Here is an 18,286-nt window from a genome sequence, read left to right as displayed (position 1 = left end):
TGGCCGCTTCAGATCTTCCGCGTGGCGAAGGCCGACAAGCGCATCGATGACGGTGGGGGAGAGGTCCTCGCGCCGGACGATAGCGCGCGCATGGGCTGCCCCTTGCGTGCGGGCAACAGTTATCAGCGTATCGTCATCAAGGCATTTGGAGGAAATGAGGAAGGGCGCCGCAAGCGAAATAGGCTGGCAGGCGATGAAGAAAGCGACGGCGGAAGGCACGGCTGGATGCTGGGAAAGCGCGGCGATTGCCTCCCGCTTTGCTTCATCCGTGGAGGCATTGAAAAGCGGCATGAAGAGTTCTGCGAACTGCCGAAGGTCCGTTTTTGACGGATGGGAAATAGTCTCGAAATTCGTCACCGTGGCCATAAGCACCACATCTTTCTTCCTCACGGCTCTTGGCCTCTCAAGTTCTCGAAACCGGTCGGTCAACGCACTACCCAACAAACGCAAACACAATATCGGCTCAAATTAGAGCAAATGCGTTGACGTCCTGTTAACTATGGGGGTCGGCAAGGGGGAATCCGCCACTTTCAACAAGGAAATTTTAAAGCCTTGATGATGCCGGAAAAGCGATGGAACTTTGCCGCATCGCCCTGGTTTTCAACGGGTGTGGCCCAACGAGAAAGAAATGAGGCTGCAACAATTAGGGTTAACGAAACATTAACCTCTGTCTGTTTGTAATTTCATGGGCAGTATTAGGATTCCATGTTATTCTAACGGACGGAATAAATACAAAAATGGCATGCGAAGCCTGAATCTGCGCACGATCCCGTTCTAAGACGCTCTCGTAATTTTGGATCGTGCACATACCAGTCTGTGGGCTGGCCTATGCGCAATGTGATGGTGATGACATTCCCGACGCAGGATGAGGCCTGCGCGGTTCCCATGGGCAACATTGACACTCATGTCCCGAAGAGGAGATGAAGCATGGCAGAGATTATTCCAATAGCCGCGGCAAAGCGGCATCTGCGTCCGACAGAGCTTGCGGAGCGGATGATTGGCCCGGCAAAAGTCGTGCTGTTCACCGGCGTTCGATATGAAAAACGCGATACCGAGCCGGCAGGCAAGGTCGTGCGCAACGGCAACTCCACGACGGATACCGCCCTAACGTCGTGATTATCAGCAATGACGCGGGGCTATTTCCACGGTGTCGGCTGGCACTTTGCCTCGCTTAAGAACCGCTCGGCCTCTTCGCCGAAACTCGGCTGCGGCACCATGGTCCGCAACACCACATATCCTTCCGTCTGATCCGATTCCGCCAGAATGGCCTGCGCAAGCGCGGGCGGCTGCGCCTTGCGGATCGCCGCGATCTGAACCGCATCGGCGACAAGAATATCCATTTCGCCACCCGCAGACGTGCGGTCGTTCATGCTGAAGACCTCGTTCGACGCCTTGTCGTAAACCGCAACCGACCAGAAGGGCACAGCACCGATGGCCGTCAGGCGGATCGGCTGTTCTTCGATATTGAAGGTGCAGACCGCGACGCGCATGAAGGGATCGCCGCTGCCGAGGGTCTTTTTCTCCGTCGTCTCCTCCAGCAGGTGAAAGACATGCGGCTTTCCTTCCGCCACGGCGCGCGTATAGGCGTCGCGGTTGCTGAAATGCGGTATCGCCAGAAGAATGATGACATGCAGCACAGCCGCGCCGACGAGACCGGTGACGATGGCGAGCAGGACCCTAAGCATTGCCACACCCCAGCTTGCGAATTTGCGGCATGGTGATGTCGATCAGTCCGGAACTGCCGGCAATCGGTGTGTCGAGCAGGGTCATCACGAGCTTGAAGGTCTGACCCTGCGGCACCGCCAGCCAATTATAGGTTTGAGCGTCCGCAGCGATGGTGATGTCGATGCCGCCATCGGCGCTGCGCAGCAGCGTGCGGGAGTTCAGCGCGAAGGGTCGCCCGGCATCTTCAGCCAGAACGTTGCCCTGCTGATCGGCCGTGTAAATCGTCCAGAAACGCGCGGGCGGCACGGTGCCCGCCAGCCGGTAGCGGCATTCGCCGGTCAGGCGCTGGCCGTCGCTATCCACCGCGGCTGTAAAAGACAAGCCTTCGGCGGTTCCATAAAGCAGCCGGCCGGCATCGGCCCGGTGCGACTTGGCATAAGGATCGGCCTCGATCGTCTGCGCTTCGGGAAACGCATCCCAGGAGCCGATGCGGATCGATCCAAAGCCAGACGTGGCTTCAAGCGCAGCCATCGTCGCGGCAATGCCGCCGCCAAAGGCGATCAGAAGGGCAATGCCAACAAGGAATGGAACTCGAAACACGCTGCTTTCCCATTTTCGAACAGGTCGAGGACTATCACTGATTCCCCGTTTGGAAAATGGCGCCGCTTGTTTAGTCCTCTTGAAAGTGCGTGGCGTCTCCCATTCCGGGCTTCAGGCACCCATGACGAGCTTGAAGGCGATGGCCCACATGGTGACGGCGATCACACCTTCGAGCGTGCGCCAGGCCGATGGCTTCTCGAAGATCGGCCGCAGCCAGCGCGCGCCGTAACCCAGCGAAAAGAAGAACAGCAGCGAACCGGTGGCGGCACCTGCCGCAAAAGTCTTTTCGAAACCGGGAAACTGCGTGGAAATAGTGCCGAGCAGCACGACGGTATCCAGATAGACATGTGGATTGAGGAAGGTGAGCGCGAGACAAATGGCGAGCGTCTGCCACAGGCTCGTCTCCTGCCGCTCCCTGATGGAAAGCACCTCGGATGAACGTAGCGCCGAATGCAGGCTTTTAGCGCCGTACCAGAGGAGGAAGGCGGCTCCTGCATAGCGCATGACGGGATCGAGCGCCGGCATGATCGCGCTGATCCGCTGAAAACCGAACACACCGACGGTAATCAGCAGTGCATCTGCAATCGCGCAGGTGGCGCAGACGGCAAAGACATGCGAGCGGGCAAGCCCCTGTTTCAGCACGAAGGCGTTCTGCGCGCCGATGGCAACGATCAGACTGAGACCCATGGTGAGCCCGGTGAAGAAGATCTGCATGTTCATGCGCATTCCTGCCTTTCGTTGTCACGGCTGAAGCCAGCCATCGCCACATCCGTCGCTCGCCTGAGACCTTGGATATTCGCGCGGTATGGATTAATCAAATTAAACGATCTCAATCAGGATAAGCAGCGCTAATGTTGGACTATTCTTCCCTGCGCGCCGTTGCGTTTGTCGCCCGGACCGGCAGCTTCGAGAAGGCGGCGCAAGCTATGCACGTCACGCCTTCCGCCGTTTCCCAGCGCATCAAGCAGCTGGAGGAGCGGATGGGCGTGGTGCTGATCGTGCGTGGCAACCCCTGTGTGGCGACGGAAAAGGGCGAATGGCTGTGTCGCCACATGGACCATGTCGGCATGCTGGAGAGCGAGTTGTTCCAACGGCTTCCGGCGCTTGCCGATTCCGGCGTGGCACGCGAGCCCGTCACGCTCAACATTGCCACCAACGCAGACAGCCTCGGTACGTGGTTTCTCGATGCGGTATCGAAATTCACCGGCGGGAGCGACTATCTCGTGAACATTGCGGTGGATGATCAGGATCATACGGTGGAGTGGCTGCGCGCGGGCAGGGTGCTCGCCGCCGTCACCGCCCATGACAAGCCCGTGCAGGGCTGCCGCGTGACGCCGCTCGGCGTGCTGCGCTACCACGCGACAGCGAGCCCCGATTTCATGGCCCGCCATTTCGCCGAGGGCGTGACATCAGCATCGCTTTCCCGCGCGCCGGGGCTCACTTTCAACCAGAAGGACCGTCTACAGGCGAACTGGATCAGAAAGGTGTTGGGCAAGGATGTCTCTTATCCCACCCATTGGCTGCCTTCGACAGACGGTTTCGTGAAGGCAAGCCTGGCCGGCATGGGCTGGGGCCTCAATCCCGTGCAGCTTGTCGCAGAACATTTAACGGCGCAGCGGCTGGTCGAGGTCGTCCCCGGCACGCCACTCGATACGCCTCTCTACTGGCAGGTCAACCGGCTTGCGGCGGAGCGGCTGAAGGGACTGACGGATGCGGTCGTGGGGACCGCGAGGGCGGTGTTGGTGATGTGAGGCGTCGCCCGGCAGGGCAGATGGGGTGAGCCACAGGCTCCCCAACCGTCTTTACCGCGCCATAACCTCACCGCCGCGTGGCATCGCCGCCTTCATGCGATGAAGCATCCGCCACCTTCTGCGTCGTCACGCTCAGCGCTGTCGCCTCCTTCATCTTCCGTCCGATTGAGCGAATGACGCGCGTGGCTTCGGCTGAAAGCGAGCGAGGGCGCGTGAGCGCCGGCATGGTAGGCGTATTCGTTGAGGCGGCCGCCACTTCGGCAGAGGGCTGCGGGCGGGCGCCCGTCGGCAGCGGGTTCTGGATACCGGGGATGGGGCGCAGCTCCATGCCCTGATGGGCGTAATCCATCAGCCGCTTGAAGGTCATGGCGGGCAGGGCGCCACCGGTCATGTTATTCATCGGGGTGAACTCGTCGTTGCCGAACCAGACGGCGGTCGTGTAATTGCCCGTAAAGCCCACGTACCAGGCATCGCGATAGGCCTGCGAGGTGCCGGTCTTGCCGCCGGAGACGATGCCGTTCTCAAGCGCGCCCCGCCGGGCCGTGCCCATGACCGGGATGGTTACCAGCATCTGGTTCATCTTCGCATTGGCATCTTCTGACAGCACGCGCTTGGCGGGCGGCTCGTTATGGCTGAAATCGTAAAGGACGTTGCCCTCGTAATCCAGGACCTGCTCGATGCCGTGGCGGCGCGACTGCATGCCACCGGCCGGGAACACGGCATAGGCGGTAGCTTGATCGAGAACCGTCACTTCGGACGTGCCGAGCGGAATGGTCTTGTCGCTGCGCAGCGGCGTAGCGACGCCCATTGCTTTTGCGGTATCAACGATGACCTGCGTGCCGAGCACGTCCTTGGCGAGCCGCACCGGCACGGTGTTATAGGACTTGGCAAGCGCCATCTGCAGCGTGACCTTGCCGGCATAGGAGCGGCCGTAATTCTGCGGCGACCAGCCACGCCACGTCACCGGCGCATCCGAGATCAGCGTTTCCGGTTTCATGCCCTTTTCCATGGCGGCCGAATAGGTATAGACCTTGAACGACGAACCCGGCTGCCGCAGCGCCGCCGTGGCGCGGTTGAACTGGCTTTCGCCGTAGTCCCGCCCACCGACCATGGCGCGAATGCCGCCGCCATTTTCGATCATCACGATCGCGCCCTGCTTGACGCGGTAACCCTCGCCATATTCGCGGAGCTCCATTTCCATCGCCTGTTCCGCCGCCTGCTGCAGGCCGGTATCGATGGTGGTGCGCACAACGACGGTGTGATCCCTGAACTTGCCCTCGGCGGCCAGACGCTGCACCTCGTCGAAAGCCCAGTCGAGGAAATAATCGGGCGCCTTGACGTCTTCGCGGTCGATGACGGTAGCGGGATTGCGCCGCGCGCCGACCACTTGGCCCTCAGTCATCAGCCCGCTCTGCACGAGGTTGGAAAGAACGGTATTCGCGCGGGCGCGCGCCGCCGGCAGGTTGACGTGCGGCGCATATTTGGCCGGCGCCTTGAACAGGCCCGCAAGGATGGCGGATTCGGCCAGCGTCACGTCGGTCAGGTTCTTGCCAAAGTAAAACTGCGCCGCCGCAGCAGCACCGAAGGTGCCGCCGCCCATGTAGGCGCGGTCGAGATAGAGGGAGAGGATTTCCTTCTTCGACATGTTGGTCTCGAGCCACAGCGCGAGGAAGGCTTCCTTGATCTTGCGCTCCAGCGAGCGCTCATTGGTCAGAAACAGGTTCTTGGCGAGCTGCTGCGTCAGCGTCGAGCCACCCTGCACCACGCCGCCGGCACGCGCGTTTTCGCTCATGGCGCGGGCAAGGCCGATGAAATCGATACCGAAATGGTCGAAGAAGCGCCGGTCCTCGGTCGCCAGCACCGCCTTGATGAAATGATCCGGCATCTGGTCGATCGGTACGGAATCTTCATGGATGATCCCGCGATGGCCGATGGTGTTGCCATAACGGTCGAGGAAGGTGACGGCGAAATCACCCCTATAACGCCAGTCCTTCTTGGTTTCCTCAAAGGCTGGCATGGCCAGAGCCAGCAGCACGACGGAGCCAGCGGTTCCGAAAGTCAGCGCGTCGCAGGTGAGATTGACAAGGAGCTTCTTCCAGCCGCGGACATGCAGCTTGCGCGAGGCGATGGTGACATCTTCCCAGAAATCAACCAGCCGCGCGCCAGCCGTCCACAGGCCGCTATCGATGAAGCTATCGATCCGGAGCAGGATGTGCCGTTTTTTCCGGCCTTTTTTATCGTCTTTTTCGTCCTGCACCTGGCGATGTTTTCCTGTTCAAGGCAATGCGGCCGTCGGTATTTCTGCGCTTCAACCCATTCCCGACGCAAAACCGTGGCATGGTTATGTCGGAATTGCTTGACGTGGCGGTAATTCGCGGGCCAATGACCCCTTCGCCGCCTGCCAAAATGCTAAAATATCGTACAACCCAGCCTTTGGCGATACGATATAATGGATTAGGGACTGGTTAAACACGCCGGTCCAGCGATCAAAATGAAACGGAAATGTTAACGATGAATGACGCGCCGTTCTGGAAAACCAAAACACTCACGGAGATGACCGGCGAGGAATGGGAAAGCCTGTGCGACGGCTGCGGGCTTTGCTGTCTCAACAAGCTGGAAGACTGGGACACCGGCGAAGTCGTATTCACCTCGGTGCGCTGCGTGCTGCTCGACGGTGAGAGCTGTCGGTGCTCCGATTACGAAAACCGCCGCGCCACCGTGCCTGACTGTATCCAGCTCGACCTGAAGAAGGTTCACGAGATCGGCTGGCTGCCGCCCACCTGCGCCTATGCACTGGTGCGCGATGGCAAGGATTTGTACTGGTGGCACTATCTCGTTTCCGGCGACACGGAAACGGTGCATCAGGCGGGCATTTCCGCGCGGGGACGCACGGTCAGCGAGGCCGATGTGGATGTTGACGACTTCGAGGATTATGTGGTCGACTGGCCGCTGACAGTTGGCGAGAAGGCGGCGGAAAAAGAGCGGACGTGATCAAAAACGGCAAATTTCGTCTTGGTCCTATTCCTGCCCCATCGTTTTCCTAAACCGCTTTTCACCATTCCGGCAAATGATCCGCAAAATGCGGACGAGGGACATCAAAACGCATGCGATACCGGCTGCCCGCCATCCTTCTTTCATGCCTTGCCCTTCCGGGCCTTCTCCCGCTCTCCGCTTCCGCCCAGCAGCCGCCGCAGGCGTTCGAGTGCACGCTGGTCACGTCAATCGAGACGGGCGCCATCATCAATCAGCAGGGCGCCTGCGATCAGCGTGTCGCGCCGGCCTCGACCTTTAAGGTGCCGCTGGCGCTGATCGGTTACGATGCCGGCATTCTTCAGGATGAAAAGACGCCCGCCTGGGACTGGAAACCGGGCGTGGAAGCGCGTGCTTCTGACCGCAAGACCGTCGATCCGACGATCTGGGAGCAGGATTCGGTCCTGTGGTATTCCCGCGAAATCACCCGCCGCCTCGGTCCGGAAAAATTCGCCGCCTATGTGAAGCGCCTCGGTTACGGCAATGCCGATGTCTCAGGGGAACCGGGAAAGAATAACGGGCTGACCCATTCCTGGCTCGGCGCATCGCTTACCATTTCTCCGGTTGAACAGGTTGGGTTCCTGCGTCGGCTGCTCGCCGGCAACCTGCCTTTTTCCCGCGACGCGCAGGCAAAGACGCGCGCCATCGTCCCCGTCTTCGACGCGCCGGAGAGCTGGAGCGTGCATGGCAAGACAGGCACCGGATATATCCGCGACGAAAAGGGCAATCCCGACCGCAGCCGTCCTTTCGGCTGGTTCGTCGGCTGGGCGGAGCGTGAGGGCCAGCACATCGTCTTTGCAAGACTGCGCGTTTCCGACAAGCCCTCGAACGAGCCGCTCGGCCCCGCAGTGCGCGACGCTTTCCTGCGCGATATTCCGCGGCTGGCGGTGCATCGGTAGCGGAAAAATCATAAAGGGAGGGATGGGCCCATGTGTGACGCCTCTCGTAACGTCATCAGGCTCTATACCGAACACGGCGCTGATTTCGATAAACAGCGCGATCGGTCTCTTGTCGAAAAAAACTGGCTCGACAGGTTTACCTCGCTTTTGCCCGATGGCGGCTCGATCCTCGACATAGGTTGCGGCTCTGGAGAGCCAATCGCGGGCTACCTCATTTCTAAGGGCTACGATGTCAGCGGGATCGATGCGTCGATGCCGCTGATCGCACTTTGCCGCGGCCGGTTTCCCGCAAATTTCTGGGCGGTGGCCGATATGCGCGAATTGGGCCTCGGGCGGCGGTTCGATGGTCTGATTGCCTGGAACAGCTTTTTCCATCTGAAACCCGACGATCAACGGCGAATGTTTGACGTCTTCCATCTTCACGCCAATGAGCGTGCGGCGTTGATGTTTACTGCGGGTCCCGAACATGGCGAAGCATTAGGCACCCTTCGCGGGGAGCCCCTTTATCACGCGAGCCTTTCGCGTCAAGAGTATGAAGGTTTGCTGCGCGCGCATGATTTCCGCCTTCTCGATCACGTCAGCAGCGATCCGCAATGCGGCGGGACAACGATTTATCTGGCCAGACGCGTGGTGTCTTAGAAACCATTGCCTAGCCGTGACAGATCAAGCATAGGGTCTGCAGACACTCTTTTTGAGGACAGTCCCCATGCGTCCCGTCAGCCGCGCGGCGGCTGCCGTATTCATCGGCCTTTGGTTGGTAGCGGCGCTCGCGATTTTGTTCGCAGCAAAAAAATCCTTCTTCTCTTGACCTTCCCATCATGGGAATCCCTACATAGGGGTTGAAAGGGGATTTCCCATGACCGAGACAGACAATCGTCCTGCCATCGGCAACATCATTGACAGTATCTTGCCGGGTTTCAACATCGGGCCCGGCGTGCCGACGTGGAAGCGGGAACAGGTTGCGACGAAAGAGGTGACGACATGAATATCGGCCAGGCATCGGAGGCATCGGGCGTCTCCGCCAAGATGATCCGCTACTACGAACAGATCGGGCTGATCACGCCCGCGGCGCGCACCGGCAATAATTACCGCGTCTATGGCACGCAGGATGTGCATAATCTGCGCTTCATCAAGCGGGCGCGAACGCTCGGTTTTTCGCTGGAAGAAACCGAAACGCTGTTGAAACTCTGGCAGGACAAGAGCCGCGAGAGTTCAGCGGTCAAGGACATTGCACTCGGCCATATCGCGGATCTCGAGCAGAAAATCGCCGAGATGAAAAGCATGGTGAAAACGCTCTCCCATCTCGCCCATTGCTGCGGCGGCGATCACCGCCCCGATTGCCCCATCCTTGATGATCTCGCAGGCGCCGACAAGACAGACGGCAAGCTCACCAGTACCCATTGACCGTGAAAAAAGAGCGGGCGCGAAAACTCGACGCCGGCCAAAGGAGAAGACCATGACTGCAACCACCTTCCTCATTCCCGACATGACCTGCGGCCATTGCGAAAAAACCCTGCGTGGCGCGCTTGCCGAAGTGCTTCCCGACGCGTCGGTCAGCATCGACCTCAACGCTCATAAACTCACCGTAACGGGCGACGCCGCGACCGCAGAAGCGGCTATCCGCGAGGCGGGTTATTCGCCGGAGAGGGAGTTTTGAACAGGTAGATGCTGGTTGAATCAGCAGAAATGTGCTGCGGAGTAGCATCCACACCGAAGGGAGTTCGCAATGTCCATCAAGGCCTCCGTTTCTATTTCTAACCAACAGGACATCTTCGCCCGTAACTTTGTGGAAGAAGGACGATATGCCAGCCTTAGCGCAGCGGTGCAGCGGGGACTGGAGTTGGTCCGACAGGAAACAGAACTCAAAGAGGCGGAGCTTGCGGTTCTCCAAGATCTGCTTGATAACCGTAGACAAGGCGGTTTTGTATCGGTGGAAGAGGGCGAAAAACGAACCGCTGCGATGATGGCTGACCGAAAGTCGGCTTATGGCCTTTAAGGTCTGGCGCTCGACACAGACCGATGAGGACCTGGGCCTCATTCTCGATCATCTCGTTCAGTCCTGCCTCGACCTTGGCGATGAACTGGCGGACGCCTTCGAAAGGGCAGTCCAGCGTATCACCGCGATTGAGGGCGACATGAAGTCGCTCGGTACCGCTCCCTTCCAGGGGACGTTGTTGCCCAACGTGTTGCCCGGCCTTCGCCGGGTAACAAAACATCAGGCGATATTCTATTTCGATGTTGATGAGCCGAAAGAAATGGTCTGGCTGTGTTCTTCGGCGGGCAGGACCATCAACGTTACATGTTGAAACGTCTCGCAGCCCGCCCGCCAGACGCTTAAACCTCGTCGAACGCTCCGCCTTCACGGGACGGATTGCGGTTGATCACCCGTTCCTCGTCATCGTCAGGGAGTGCTTCGTCGCTTTCCTGATAAGGGTCGTCTTCGCTCTCGGCTTCCTCTTCCTCGATGTCGTGTTCGATGGACTGTGGAATTTCGCCCTTGGCGGGCAGGGCGTCGATGTCGAGATCGATCAGATCCTCATTCATCGCATCTTCGGTGCCGGGCAGGATTTTCTTGGGGTCCATGACGGTTTCCTTTCGTCTGTTCAATGGTCAAACGACTGGCCGGGCGGCAGGTTCCTGCTGCCCGACGATTACTTTCACCTGAGCTGCAAAAGGCGTCTTGACCTCAATCACGCTTGAGGTTCTAGTTTCCCCGCCGTGTCACGGAAGTGGAAAGGATACGGCTTTGTCGAGTGTGGAAATGACGGAGAAAAACGGCTGGAGTGAATTGCTGAGTGGGGCGAATCTCTCGCTTCTGACCGTCATCTCCTCCGGAATTGGCCTGCACGCCTTTAATCAGTTCGCGGTGGTGACGGCCCTGCCGGTCGCCGTCAAGGAGATTGGTGGTGCCGCCTTCTATAGCTGGGCCTACAGTCTTTATTTCGTCGGATCGGTTGCTGGCGGGGTCACTGCCGTGCTGTTTCGCGAAAGGTTCGGCGCGCGTGGGGTGCTGCTTCTCTGCTGCCTGCTGTTTTCGCTCGGGTCGGTTCTCTCGGCCATTGCGTCGGAATTTCTGTGGGTTGTCGTCGGCCGCGCGTTGCAGGGTCTGGCTGATGGATTGATCGTCGCCGTCTGCTACAGCCTCATACCCGCAGGCTTCCGCTCGGGCCTTCTGCCGAAAGTCTTCGCCATCGAGGCGGGAATCTGGGCGGTCGCCTCCTTCGTCGGCCCGCTCACCGGCGGCTATGCCACCGAACATGTCTCGTGGCGCGCGACCTTTCTGCTGTCGGCGCCGCTGATCGTGCTGCTGGTGGCCTATACCACCATCGCCGTTTCGGCCGAGCGCCCGGTTGTGGCGCCGCGTAAACCGCTGGTGCCACTGTTGCTTTGCCTTGCCGGGGCGCTGGCCTTCTCCGCGCCATCCGCGTTTGAGGGTGCAGGCTTGCGGGCGGCCGCGTTGCTCGCCGGGGCGGCACTGCTCTGGGCATCGCTGCGCGCTGGAATTCAACCCTCCGTCGGTCTGTTCCCGAAGGATTCCTTCCGGTTGAAGACGGTGCTCGGCAGCGGCTTCTGGGTGCTGTTCCTGATGTCCTATGCGCATGCACTCGGCAGCGTCTATCTCGCTTACGTCGCCATCAATCTGTGGAATCATGAGCCAACTTTTGCAGGCTTCATCGTGGTGACGATGCCGCTTGCCTGGAGTTTCGTCGCAATGCTGATCGGTAGTCTGCGATCCGCCCGCCTGCGGGAAATCTGCCTGCATTATGGCCCTTATCAGATGGTGCCGGGTTGCATCCTGTTGGGATTGGGGCTTGCATCCGGAAACTGGGGCGAAATGTTGCTTGGGCAGATTCTGATCGGCTCCGCCTTCGGCATGTCGTGGGCGGGCATCAGCCAGGCGGCCATGGAGGCTGCGCCAGAGGAAGAGCGCAAGATGACCGGCGCGCTGCTGCCGACAGTCGCGACCCTCGGTTCGGCAGCCGGCGCCGGCGCAAGTGGTACGGTCGCTGCTGCAAGCAGCCTTGTTGAGAACATCGAGCTGGGCGATGTGACGATGCCGATGATCTATCTTTACGGGATCGGGGTTGTTGTGTCCGTGCTCGCGGTTATGGCCACAAGCGGGCTTAGGGGCGAGCGGCCCTAGACCGCCGCGCGCCCCTCTGGTTAGGTCTTCTAAGACTGAGTGGTGGCGATGGTAATAGCCACCAGATAGACGACAAATGCCATTATGGCGATCGCGCCAATGATGATGACGATGCCCTTGCCTGCTCGTTTTTTCTCGGTCTTGTTTTCATTGGCTTCGGTGGGAAACAGGATCGGGTCGCTGGTATCGCGAATTTTGGTCATGCCTTCTCTCCTTTCGGCGGAACGGGCGGTTTCAGTCTATCAACCGCCCAGTCCGCCAAAAGGTTCCTCACGGCTTCAGCGCCCAGCTGGTCGCATGCGCGACCGTATCGGGAGCAGCCTTCAGCAATGCCGAACGCACGGGCTCGAATCCCTCGATCCGCTTGGTGCCGACATAGCGCCCGCGATTGGCAAAAACCTCGATGGAGCCGTAATCAAGGAAGATGCGGACGCGGGAGGCCTTGGCGCCCCTGGCGATGTAATGCGGAGAGGGGCCGGTGCGCCCATCCTCATGGCGGATCCACAGCCCGGTTTCATCGGACACGACGCCAAGCTTGACGGTGGGATGGTCCAGTTCCAGTTCGAAGGGCGCGCCGGGGGAGGTGAGCTCGAACAGGATTTCCACCGCACCGGTCGTGAAGGGAACGCGTTCGCCATTGGCAAGGCGTGTGCGGTCGAGGATGTGGCTGCGCAGGCTTTCCGCCGCGCCGATGGGCGGGGTCAGAAGCTCGCCATTCGCGTAATGAATCCGGCGCGGCAGCGTCATCGAGGTCGGGAAATCAATCTCGGGATTGGCGTCGGCCCAGTTGGCCAGCCAGCCGATGCCGATGATGCTGTCACCATCCAGAAACGCCTGGAAGGCATAGTTATCCGTGCCGAAGTCAAGTTCCTGGCCGAATTCCTTGGTGAATGTCTTGCCGTCGAACCAGCCCACATCGGCCATGGTCAGGTTCTTGCGGCCGGTTTCCGGATCTTCGGAATGCATCAGACCGTAGACAAGCACCCATCGCGTGGAGCGCGCATTGGCCGGGCCGTCGAGCGGCAGCAGGCAGGGGCATTCGATGGCCGTGGTCTTGTAGCGGGTTTCCACCCACAGCTTGCCGACATAGGTCCAGCCGGAAGCGGCGGTGGGATCAAGCGTTTCGTAAAGCAGGATGACGCCGCCGCCGTCGCTCTGGCTGCCAAGCACCATCTTCCACAGGCCATCCGGACCACGGAACACGTAAGGATCGCGAAAATCCGGCGTCAGCCCCTGTCCGTCCGGGCGGTGGCCCAGGATGACCTCGGCCTGGCCCGCCATGATGAGATCGGAAGATGTCGCCGTCAGCTGGATTTGCTGTTCGGGAACGCGGTCCTGCACCTGCTCGGTGAAAAACACCCGGATGCCTGTCCCTTCGACCAGCGGAATGGTGGAGCCGGAATAGGCGCCGCCGCGCTTGTCCGGCCGCGTTGTCAGATCCTCTGACGGAAACAGGAAGATCGGCAGATGCCGCCAGCGCAAGTAGTCGGACGAGACGGCGTGACCCCAATGCATCGTGTTCCAGCGCAGGCCATGCGAATAATGCTGATAGAAAAGATGCGGTCGTCCCTCGAACCGGCCAAAGCCGTTGGGATCGTTCATCCAGCCGAAGGGTGGGCGGAAATGATAGCTGCCGGGTAGTTCGGGCGCTGCATTATCAGGCTTGGTATGAACCACCGTAATGCCCGTCTCCAGCACATCGGACGCGGTGAACCAGTAGATGACCGACACGGCCGTCGTGACGGTATCATAGCTTAGTTCAACGTGGCCGCCGCCGAAGATCTGGTAGATTCGAAATCCGTACTCTTCCGTGTTGATGCTTGAAACTTCAGCAAATTTTCCATTCTGGTTGGAAAAGGAAACCGCCCCCGGCTCGGCCGCTTTTTTCGCCTTCAGCCAGACATGGAAGGTGGCGTTGACGGGCAGATCCATGTGAATGGTGCGGATGGCGCTTTCCGGTTCGGCGGTCACGGCTTCAACAACGGTCATTGCTTTTCCTTTCCTTTCGGCATTCTGCGGGTCAAGCATAGCAACGATGATGGCGCGGGAAAGTTCATTGCGCAAAATTGAATGCGGCTATTGCAACGACATGGGCATTTATCGCTCGCATCCAAGGTCTTCCCGCCCCATATAGGGGCAAAGCAGGGAGTTTAACCGTGATGAAATTCGACAATTCCTATGCGCGCCTTCCGGAACGCTTCAGCGCCGCCGTGCTGCCGACGCCGGTCAAGGCGCCGCGTCTCATCGCCTTCAATCGCGCGCTGGCAGACGAGCTTGATCTTGATGTTGAAGGCCTCGATGACGACAGGCTGGCGGCGATCTTTTCGGGCAATGTCGTGCCGCAGGGGGCTGAGCCGCTGGCGATGGCCTATGCCGGCCACCAGTTCGGCGGTTTCGTGCCGCAACTCGGTGACGGGCGTGCCATCCTGCTCGGCGAGGTGGTCGACAGGAACGGCAAGCGTCGCGACATTCAGCTCAAGGGCTCCGGCCCGACACCATTTTCGCGCAGGGGCGACGGGCGCGCGGCGCTCGGCCCTGTGCTGCGCGAATATATCGTATCGGAGGCGATGTTTGCGCTGGGCATTCCCGCCACGCGGGCACTGGCGGCAGTCGTGACGGGCGAGAGAGTGCAGCGAGAGGTCGGCCTGCCGGGTGGCGTGTTTACCCGCGTTGCGGCAAGCCACATCCGTGTCGGCACGTTCCAGTTCTTTGCCGCGCGGGAAGACAACGAGGCGATCGGACACCTCGCGGATTACGTCATTGATCGGCATTATCCCGAGGCAAGATTGGCGGATAATCCCTATCTCGCCTTGCTGCAGGGCATTGCGCAACGGCAATGCGACCTCATCGCCCGCTGGATGATGGTGGGCTTCATCCATGGCGTGATGAACACCGACAATATGGCGGTGTCGGGCGAAACCATCGATTTCGGCCCCTGCGCTTTCCTGGATGAATATCACCCCAACAAGGTCTTTTCCTCCATCGATGCGCAGGGACGCTACGCCTACAACAATCAGCCCGGCATCGCCCAGTGGAACGTCGCGAGGCTGGCGGAATGCCTGCTGCCGCTGCTCGATCAGGAGGTTGAAAAAGCCGCCGAACTCGCCAATACCGTTCTTGCCGATTTTGCCGCCGCCTTTCCCAAACGCTGGCTTTCCGGCATGCGCGAGAAGCTCGGCCTGACCACCGAGGAAGAGGGCGACATGGATCTGGTGCAGGCTCTGCTTGGGCTGATGCAGGCGTCGGAGGCGGATTATACGCTCACCTTCCGGCGTCTTTCCCATGCGGCTGAGGGCGACGTAGAACCGTTCCGCGGCATGTTCATCGACCTTGCCGGAGCGGACGCGTTCCTCGCGCGCTGGCGCGAAAGAGCTGGCCGTGAGGGGCTTTCGGATCGAGACAGATCAGCGGCAATGCTTTCAGTTAATCCCGCGATCATCCCACGCAACCACCGTATCGAGGAGCTGATCGAGGCTGCGGTGGAAGAGGATGATTTCGAGCCCTTCCACGCCATGCTGAAGGCGATCGCGACACCCTTTGACGAGCGGCCGGACAATGCCGTCTACATGCAACCGCCGATGAGCCACGAGCGGGTGTTCAGGACGTTTTGCGGGACGTAAGCGTAGCGCTGATCCCCCGCGCCGGAGCGAGCGGGTGCCTGTTTCGCCTTCTCCCCGAGGGGGAGAAGGTCGCGGCAGCGGGATGAGGGGGGACGTTAGCGATAGATCGAGAGGTTGCCCCCTCATCCGACCCTTCGGGCCACCTTCTCCCCGGCGGGGAGAAGAAACCGGCGGCAATGCTGTGCCTTTAAATCACCCAACCTTTGCCAGCGGCTCATGCGCGCCATAATACCGGCCAAACCGGTTGTCGAGGAACTTCGGTAATGCCACCTCCTCCTGTCGCACGAAGCCCTTCTGCGGCAGCGCGCCCTCGGCAAGCAGATCGAGAACCGTGCAGATGCCTGACGCCGTGGTGATCTGGATGGCGCTCATCATCCGGCCGGAAACCGGGCCGGCATAGACTTTGTTGGCATAGGTTTCCTGCAGGAAGCGGCCGTTGCGGGTGCCGCAGACGGTGACGAAGACGATGACAACATCCTGCATGGTGCCGGGCAGCGCGTTCTCGAACAGGTCCTTCAGCACGTCGCGGCGGTTGCGCAGATTGAGGTCGTTCAAAAGCGCCTTCATGATCGCCACGTGGCCGGGGTAACGGATGGTGCGGTAATTCATCGTCCGTACTTTGCCCTCCAGCGTGGCGCAGAGCGTGCCGAGGCCGCCCGAGGTGTTGAAGGCCTCATAGGTAACGCCATCGAGCGAAAACTCCTCCCGCTCCTCCAGAGCCGGAACGGCGGTGAGGCGACCTTCGACGATGGCCTCGCAGGGTTCGATATACTCGTTGATCAGCCCGTCCGTGCTCCAGGTGAGGTTGTAGTTGAGCGCATTGGACGGATATTGCGGCAGGGCGCCGACGCGCATCCTGACGCTATCGAGCTTGTCGAACTTGCCGGCAAGATCGGCAGCGACGATGGAGATGAAGCCGGGAGCGAGGCCGCACTGTGGAATGAGGGCCGTCGCGGAGGTTTCCGCCAACGCCTTGACCTTGCGGGTGGATTCGACGTCCTCGGTCAGATCGAGGTAGTGCGTGCCGACGGCGACGGCCGCCTCGGCGATACCTGCCGTCAGATGAAACGGCGCGGCGGAGAGCACGGCAAACTTGCCTTTCAGCAGCGCTTCAAGCGCGGGCCGGTCCGTGATGTCGACGATCTCCGTATCGACGCGTTCATGAGCAGGCACATTGGCCAGCTGATCGGCCGAGCGATCGGCGACTGTAATGCGATAGTCGCCTGATGCCGCCAGCATCCAGGCGATGGCCGAGCCGATATTACCCGCGCCGATGACGACAATGTTTTTCATGTTTTTGTTCCCCGCAGAAAAAATTCATAGGGCACAATCATATTGCGGCTTCGCTGCGATTCAGAGCTTCACTTTGTGCAGAACGACCGATATTATTAAGCAGTTAGACGACAGGATTGGTCATTATGGCAATAACGGATAAGGATCGGGCGCTGCTTGCGCTCCTGTCTGAAAACGCCCGCATGCCGGTGGCGGAACTGGCGCGCCGGCTCGGCCTTTCCCGCACCACGGTGCAGGCCCGCATCGAGCGGCTGGAGGCGGAGGGGGTGATCGCGGGTTATGGCCTGCGGCTGTCGGAAACCTATCTCTCCGGGCTGGTGCGCGCCCATGTGTTGATTACCATCGGCCCAAAGGCCCTGCCGTCGGTCACCGCCGCACTTGCCGCGATCAAGGAGGTCATCACGCTGCATTCGGTTAGCGGCACCTTCGACCTGATTGCCATTCTGTCCGCGCCGTCGATCCTGGAGCTTGACCGGCTGATCGACCGCATCGGCGCGCTCGATGGCGTGGAGCGCACGCTGTCTTCGATTATTCTGTCGACGCGGATTTCGCGGTAAAAGCGTTTGAGGGAGTGGAAGATACGCGAAACCCAATTCCGTATGCCGGACGCGACGGTCTGCAAAACGAAACAACAAAGGAGCTTGCCGCTCCCATGCTTCCGTTGCTACCCGAAAGCGAAGCCGTCTAAATTACCGCCCGCTCATCATAAGCCCGCTGCGCCGCCATCACCGCGTCCATATTGCCTTCCGCCCAATGGGCAAGCGCCGCCACGGTATCAGTCAGCGTGCGTCCCAGCGGCGTGAGTGAATATTCGACCGTGACAGGAACCGTTGGAAAGGCCTGCCGGGAAATCAGCCCGTCACGCTCGAGCTTCTTCAGCGTCTGCGACAACACCTTCTGCGAAATGCCCTTGATCTCGCGTCGTAGCAGGTTGAAGCGAACGGCATCACGCCGCAGCTTGTCGAGGATCAGCAGCGCCCACTTGTCAGCGATCCGATCCAGCACCATGCGCGTTGGGCAGCGATCCTCATAGACGTCATAGGTATGTTCCATCTCTACGCTCCGTCGTTCAGGCCAGGAGGGTTTCCGCAAGGAAACCAGCTAACCGAAAAGTGCTCTCTTTTCATGATTTCTCCAACGCAGTATCTGTGTTTTCGAAACATGGTTTCAATTAGATACTAAGGAGATTTGAGATGGCAGGCAAGATACTTGTGATCGGTTCTACCGGCACCATCGGCACACCGCTGGTCAAGGCGCTGGTTGCAAAGGGCGAAAGCGTGAAGG

General features: G+C 60.0%; 23 protein-coding genes and 1 pseudogene. 14 read left to right on the top strand and 10 right to left on the bottom strand.

Annotated features, from left to right (window positions below; genetic code table 11):
* Positions 1-366 (bottom strand): DUF2336 domain-containing protein (locus ACUTJJ_RS21145; RefSeq protein ID WP_445543330.1); only part of this gene is annotated, 366 nt, incomplete at its 3' end.
* Positions 367-927: 561 nt separating this feature from the next.
* Between ACUTJJ_RS21145 and ACUTJJ_RS21140 the strand changes: the two genes are divergently transcribed.
* Positions 928-1,116, top strand: a complete 189-nt coding sequence (locus ACUTJJ_RS21140; protein WP_445543328.1) for a hypothetical protein — start codon at positions 928-930, stop codon at positions 1,114-1,116.
* A 20-nt stretch (positions 1,117-1,136) separates the two neighbouring features.
* Here the strand turns inward: ACUTJJ_RS21140 and ACUTJJ_RS21135 are convergent, their stop codons facing one another.
* The 3 genes from ACUTJJ_RS21135 to ACUTJJ_RS21125 form a co-directional block, all read right to left on the bottom strand.
* A complete protein-coding gene (locus ACUTJJ_RS21135; RefSeq protein ID WP_063950937.1) occupies positions 1,137-1,685 on the bottom strand; it encodes a DUF1254 domain-containing protein in 549 nt (182 codons plus the stop codon).
* Entirely contained in the window at positions 1,678-2,265 is a 588-nt protein-coding gene (locus ACUTJJ_RS21130) for a DUF1214 domain-containing protein (RefSeq protein ID WP_063950938.1), read from the bottom strand. The genes ACUTJJ_RS21135 and ACUTJJ_RS21130 overlap by 8 nt, the downstream gene beginning before the upstream one ends.
* A 111-nt stretch (positions 2,266-2,376) precedes the next feature.
* Positions 2,377-2,985, bottom strand: coding sequence for a LysE/ArgO family amino acid transporter (locus ACUTJJ_RS21125; protein ID WP_063951104.1), 609 nt, complete (start codon positions 2,983-2,985; stop codon positions 2,377-2,379).
* Positions 2,986-3,116: 131 nt separating this feature from the next.
* On the opposite strand from ACUTJJ_RS21125, the gene ACUTJJ_RS21120 reads away from it, so the two are divergent.
* Positions 3,117-4,016, top strand: coding sequence for a LysR family transcriptional regulator ArgP (locus tag ACUTJJ_RS21120; RefSeq protein ID WP_445543327.1), 900 nt, complete (start codon positions 3,117-3,119; stop codon positions 4,014-4,016).
* A 67-nt stretch (positions 4,017-4,083) separates the two neighbouring features.
* Here ACUTJJ_RS21120 and ACUTJJ_RS21115 read toward each other — a convergent pair whose 3' ends face one another.
* Positions 4,084-6,273 carry a transglycosylase domain-containing protein gene (locus ACUTJJ_RS21115; protein WP_209089220.1) on the bottom strand — a complete coding sequence of 730 codons (2,190 nt, stop codon included), beginning with the start codon at positions 6,271-6,273 and terminating at the stop codon, positions 4,084-4,086.
* Positions 6,274-6,527: 254 nt separating this feature from the next.
* On the opposite strand from ACUTJJ_RS21115, the gene ACUTJJ_RS21110 reads away from it, so the two are divergent.
* The 8 genes from ACUTJJ_RS21110 to ACUTJJ_RS21075 all read left to right on the top strand — a co-directional run bounded on the left by ACUTJJ_RS21110 (position 6,528) and on the right by ACUTJJ_RS21075 (position 10,251).
* Entirely contained in the window at positions 6,528-7,007 is a 480-nt protein-coding gene (locus ACUTJJ_RS21110) for a YcgN family cysteine cluster protein (protein WP_063950941.1), read from the top strand.
* A gap of 113 nt (positions 7,008-7,120) precedes the next feature.
* Positions 7,121-7,945 carry a class D beta-lactamase gene (blaOXA, locus tag ACUTJJ_RS21105; protein ID WP_445543326.1) on the top strand — a complete coding sequence of 275 codons (825 nt, stop codon included), beginning with the start codon at positions 7,121-7,123 and terminating at the stop codon, positions 7,943-7,945.
* A 30-nt stretch (positions 7,946-7,975) separates the two neighbouring features.
* Complete coding sequence (locus ACUTJJ_RS21100; protein ID WP_445543325.1) at positions 7,976-8,584, top strand: class I SAM-dependent DNA methyltransferase; 609 nt, start codon at positions 7,976-7,978, stop codon at positions 8,582-8,584.
* 217 nt (positions 8,585-8,801) lie between these two features.
* The gene (locus ACUTJJ_RS21095) at positions 8,802-8,930 is read left to right on the top strand and encodes a hypothetical protein (RefSeq protein ID WP_445543324.1); all 129 of its coding nucleotides are present in this window, start codon (positions 8,802-8,804) and stop codon (positions 8,928-8,930) included.
* Positions 8,927-9,349, top strand: coding sequence for a Cu(I)-responsive transcriptional regulator (gene cueR, locus ACUTJJ_RS21090; protein ID WP_063950944.1), 423 nt, complete (start codon positions 8,927-8,929; stop codon positions 9,347-9,349). Before ACUTJJ_RS21095 ends, cueR begins: the two co-directional genes overlap by 4 nt.
* A gap of 52 nt (positions 9,350-9,401) precedes the next feature.
* The gene (locus tag ACUTJJ_RS21085) at positions 9,402-9,602 is read left to right on the top strand and encodes a heavy-metal-associated domain-containing protein (RefSeq protein WP_445543323.1); all 201 of its coding nucleotides are present in this window, start codon (positions 9,402-9,404) and stop codon (positions 9,600-9,602) included.
* 69 nt (positions 9,603-9,671) lie between these two features.
* A complete protein-coding gene (locus ACUTJJ_RS21080) occupies positions 9,672-9,941 on the top strand; it encodes a type II toxin-antitoxin system ParD family antitoxin (protein WP_445543322.1) in 270 nt (89 codons plus the stop codon).
* On the top strand, positions 9,931-10,251 hold the full coding sequence (locus ACUTJJ_RS21075) for a type II toxin-antitoxin system RelE/ParE family toxin (protein ID WP_445543321.1): 321 nt from the start codon (positions 9,931-9,933) through the stop codon (positions 10,249-10,251). Before ACUTJJ_RS21080 ends, ACUTJJ_RS21075 begins: the two co-directional genes overlap by 11 nt.
* 28 nt (positions 10,252-10,279) lie before the next feature.
* Here ACUTJJ_RS21075 and ACUTJJ_RS21070 read toward each other — a convergent pair whose 3' ends face one another.
* Positions 10,280-10,528, bottom strand: a complete 249-nt coding sequence (locus ACUTJJ_RS21070) for a hypothetical protein (RefSeq protein ID WP_063950947.1) — start codon at positions 10,526-10,528, stop codon at positions 10,280-10,282.
* Between the two features lie 178 nt (positions 10,529-10,706).
* Between ACUTJJ_RS21070 and ACUTJJ_RS21065 the strand changes: the two genes are divergently transcribed.
* Entirely contained in the window at positions 10,707-12,089 is a 1,383-nt protein-coding gene (locus tag ACUTJJ_RS21065; protein ID WP_445543320.1) for an MFS transporter, read from the top strand.
* Positions 12,090-12,118: 29 nt separating this feature from the next.
* Here ACUTJJ_RS21065 and ACUTJJ_RS21060 read toward each other — a convergent pair whose 3' ends face one another.
* Positions 12,119-12,292 (bottom strand): hypothetical protein, encoded by a 174-nt coding sequence (locus tag ACUTJJ_RS21060; protein ID WP_077225035.1) that lies wholly within the window; start codon positions 12,290-12,292, stop codon positions 12,119-12,121.
* A 67-nt stretch (positions 12,293-12,359) separates the two neighbouring features.
* On the bottom strand, positions 12,360-14,078 hold the full coding sequence (locus ACUTJJ_RS21055; RefSeq protein ID WP_209089216.1) for a glycoside hydrolase family 32 protein: 1,719 nt from the start codon (positions 14,076-14,078) through the stop codon (positions 12,360-12,362).
* Positions 14,079-14,248: 170 nt separating this feature from the next.
* Between ACUTJJ_RS21055 and ACUTJJ_RS21050 the strand changes: the two genes are divergently transcribed.
* A complete protein-coding gene (locus ACUTJJ_RS21050; RefSeq protein ID WP_445543329.1) occupies positions 14,249-15,709 on the top strand; it encodes a protein adenylyltransferase SelO in 1,461 nt (486 codons plus the stop codon).
* Positions 15,710-15,901: 192 nt separating this feature from the next.
* On the opposite strand, the gene ACUTJJ_RS21045 is transcribed toward ACUTJJ_RS21050, so the two are convergent.
* Positions 15,902-17,002, bottom strand: a complete 1,101-nt coding sequence (locus ACUTJJ_RS21045) for a saccharopine dehydrogenase family protein (RefSeq protein ID WP_209089213.1) — start codon at positions 17,000-17,002, stop codon at positions 15,902-15,904.
* 125 nt (positions 17,003-17,127) lie between these two features.
* Between ACUTJJ_RS21045 and ACUTJJ_RS21040 the strand changes: the two genes are divergently transcribed.
* Positions 17,128-17,559, top strand: a complete 432-nt coding sequence (locus ACUTJJ_RS21040) for an Lrp/AsnC family transcriptional regulator (protein WP_144575237.1) — start codon at positions 17,128-17,130, stop codon at positions 17,557-17,559.
* 127 nt (positions 17,560-17,686) lie between these two features.
* On the opposite strand, the gene ACUTJJ_RS21035 is transcribed toward ACUTJJ_RS21040, so the two are convergent.
* On the bottom strand, positions 17,687-18,055 hold the full coding sequence (locus ACUTJJ_RS21035; protein ID WP_404493924.1) for a winged helix-turn-helix transcriptional regulator: 369 nt from the start codon (positions 18,053-18,055) through the stop codon (positions 17,687-17,689).
* A gap of 140 nt (positions 18,056-18,195) precedes the next feature.
* Between ACUTJJ_RS21035 and ACUTJJ_RS21030 the strand changes: the two are divergent.
* Positions 18,196-18,286 (top strand): annotated as a pseudogene (locus ACUTJJ_RS21030) (SDR family NAD(P)-dependent oxidoreductase); the annotation flags it as partial.

The sequence above is a fragment of the Agrobacterium sp. DKPNP3 genome (assembly GCF_052686535.1).
This window is presented reverse-complemented; position numbering and strand designations above follow the sequence as displayed.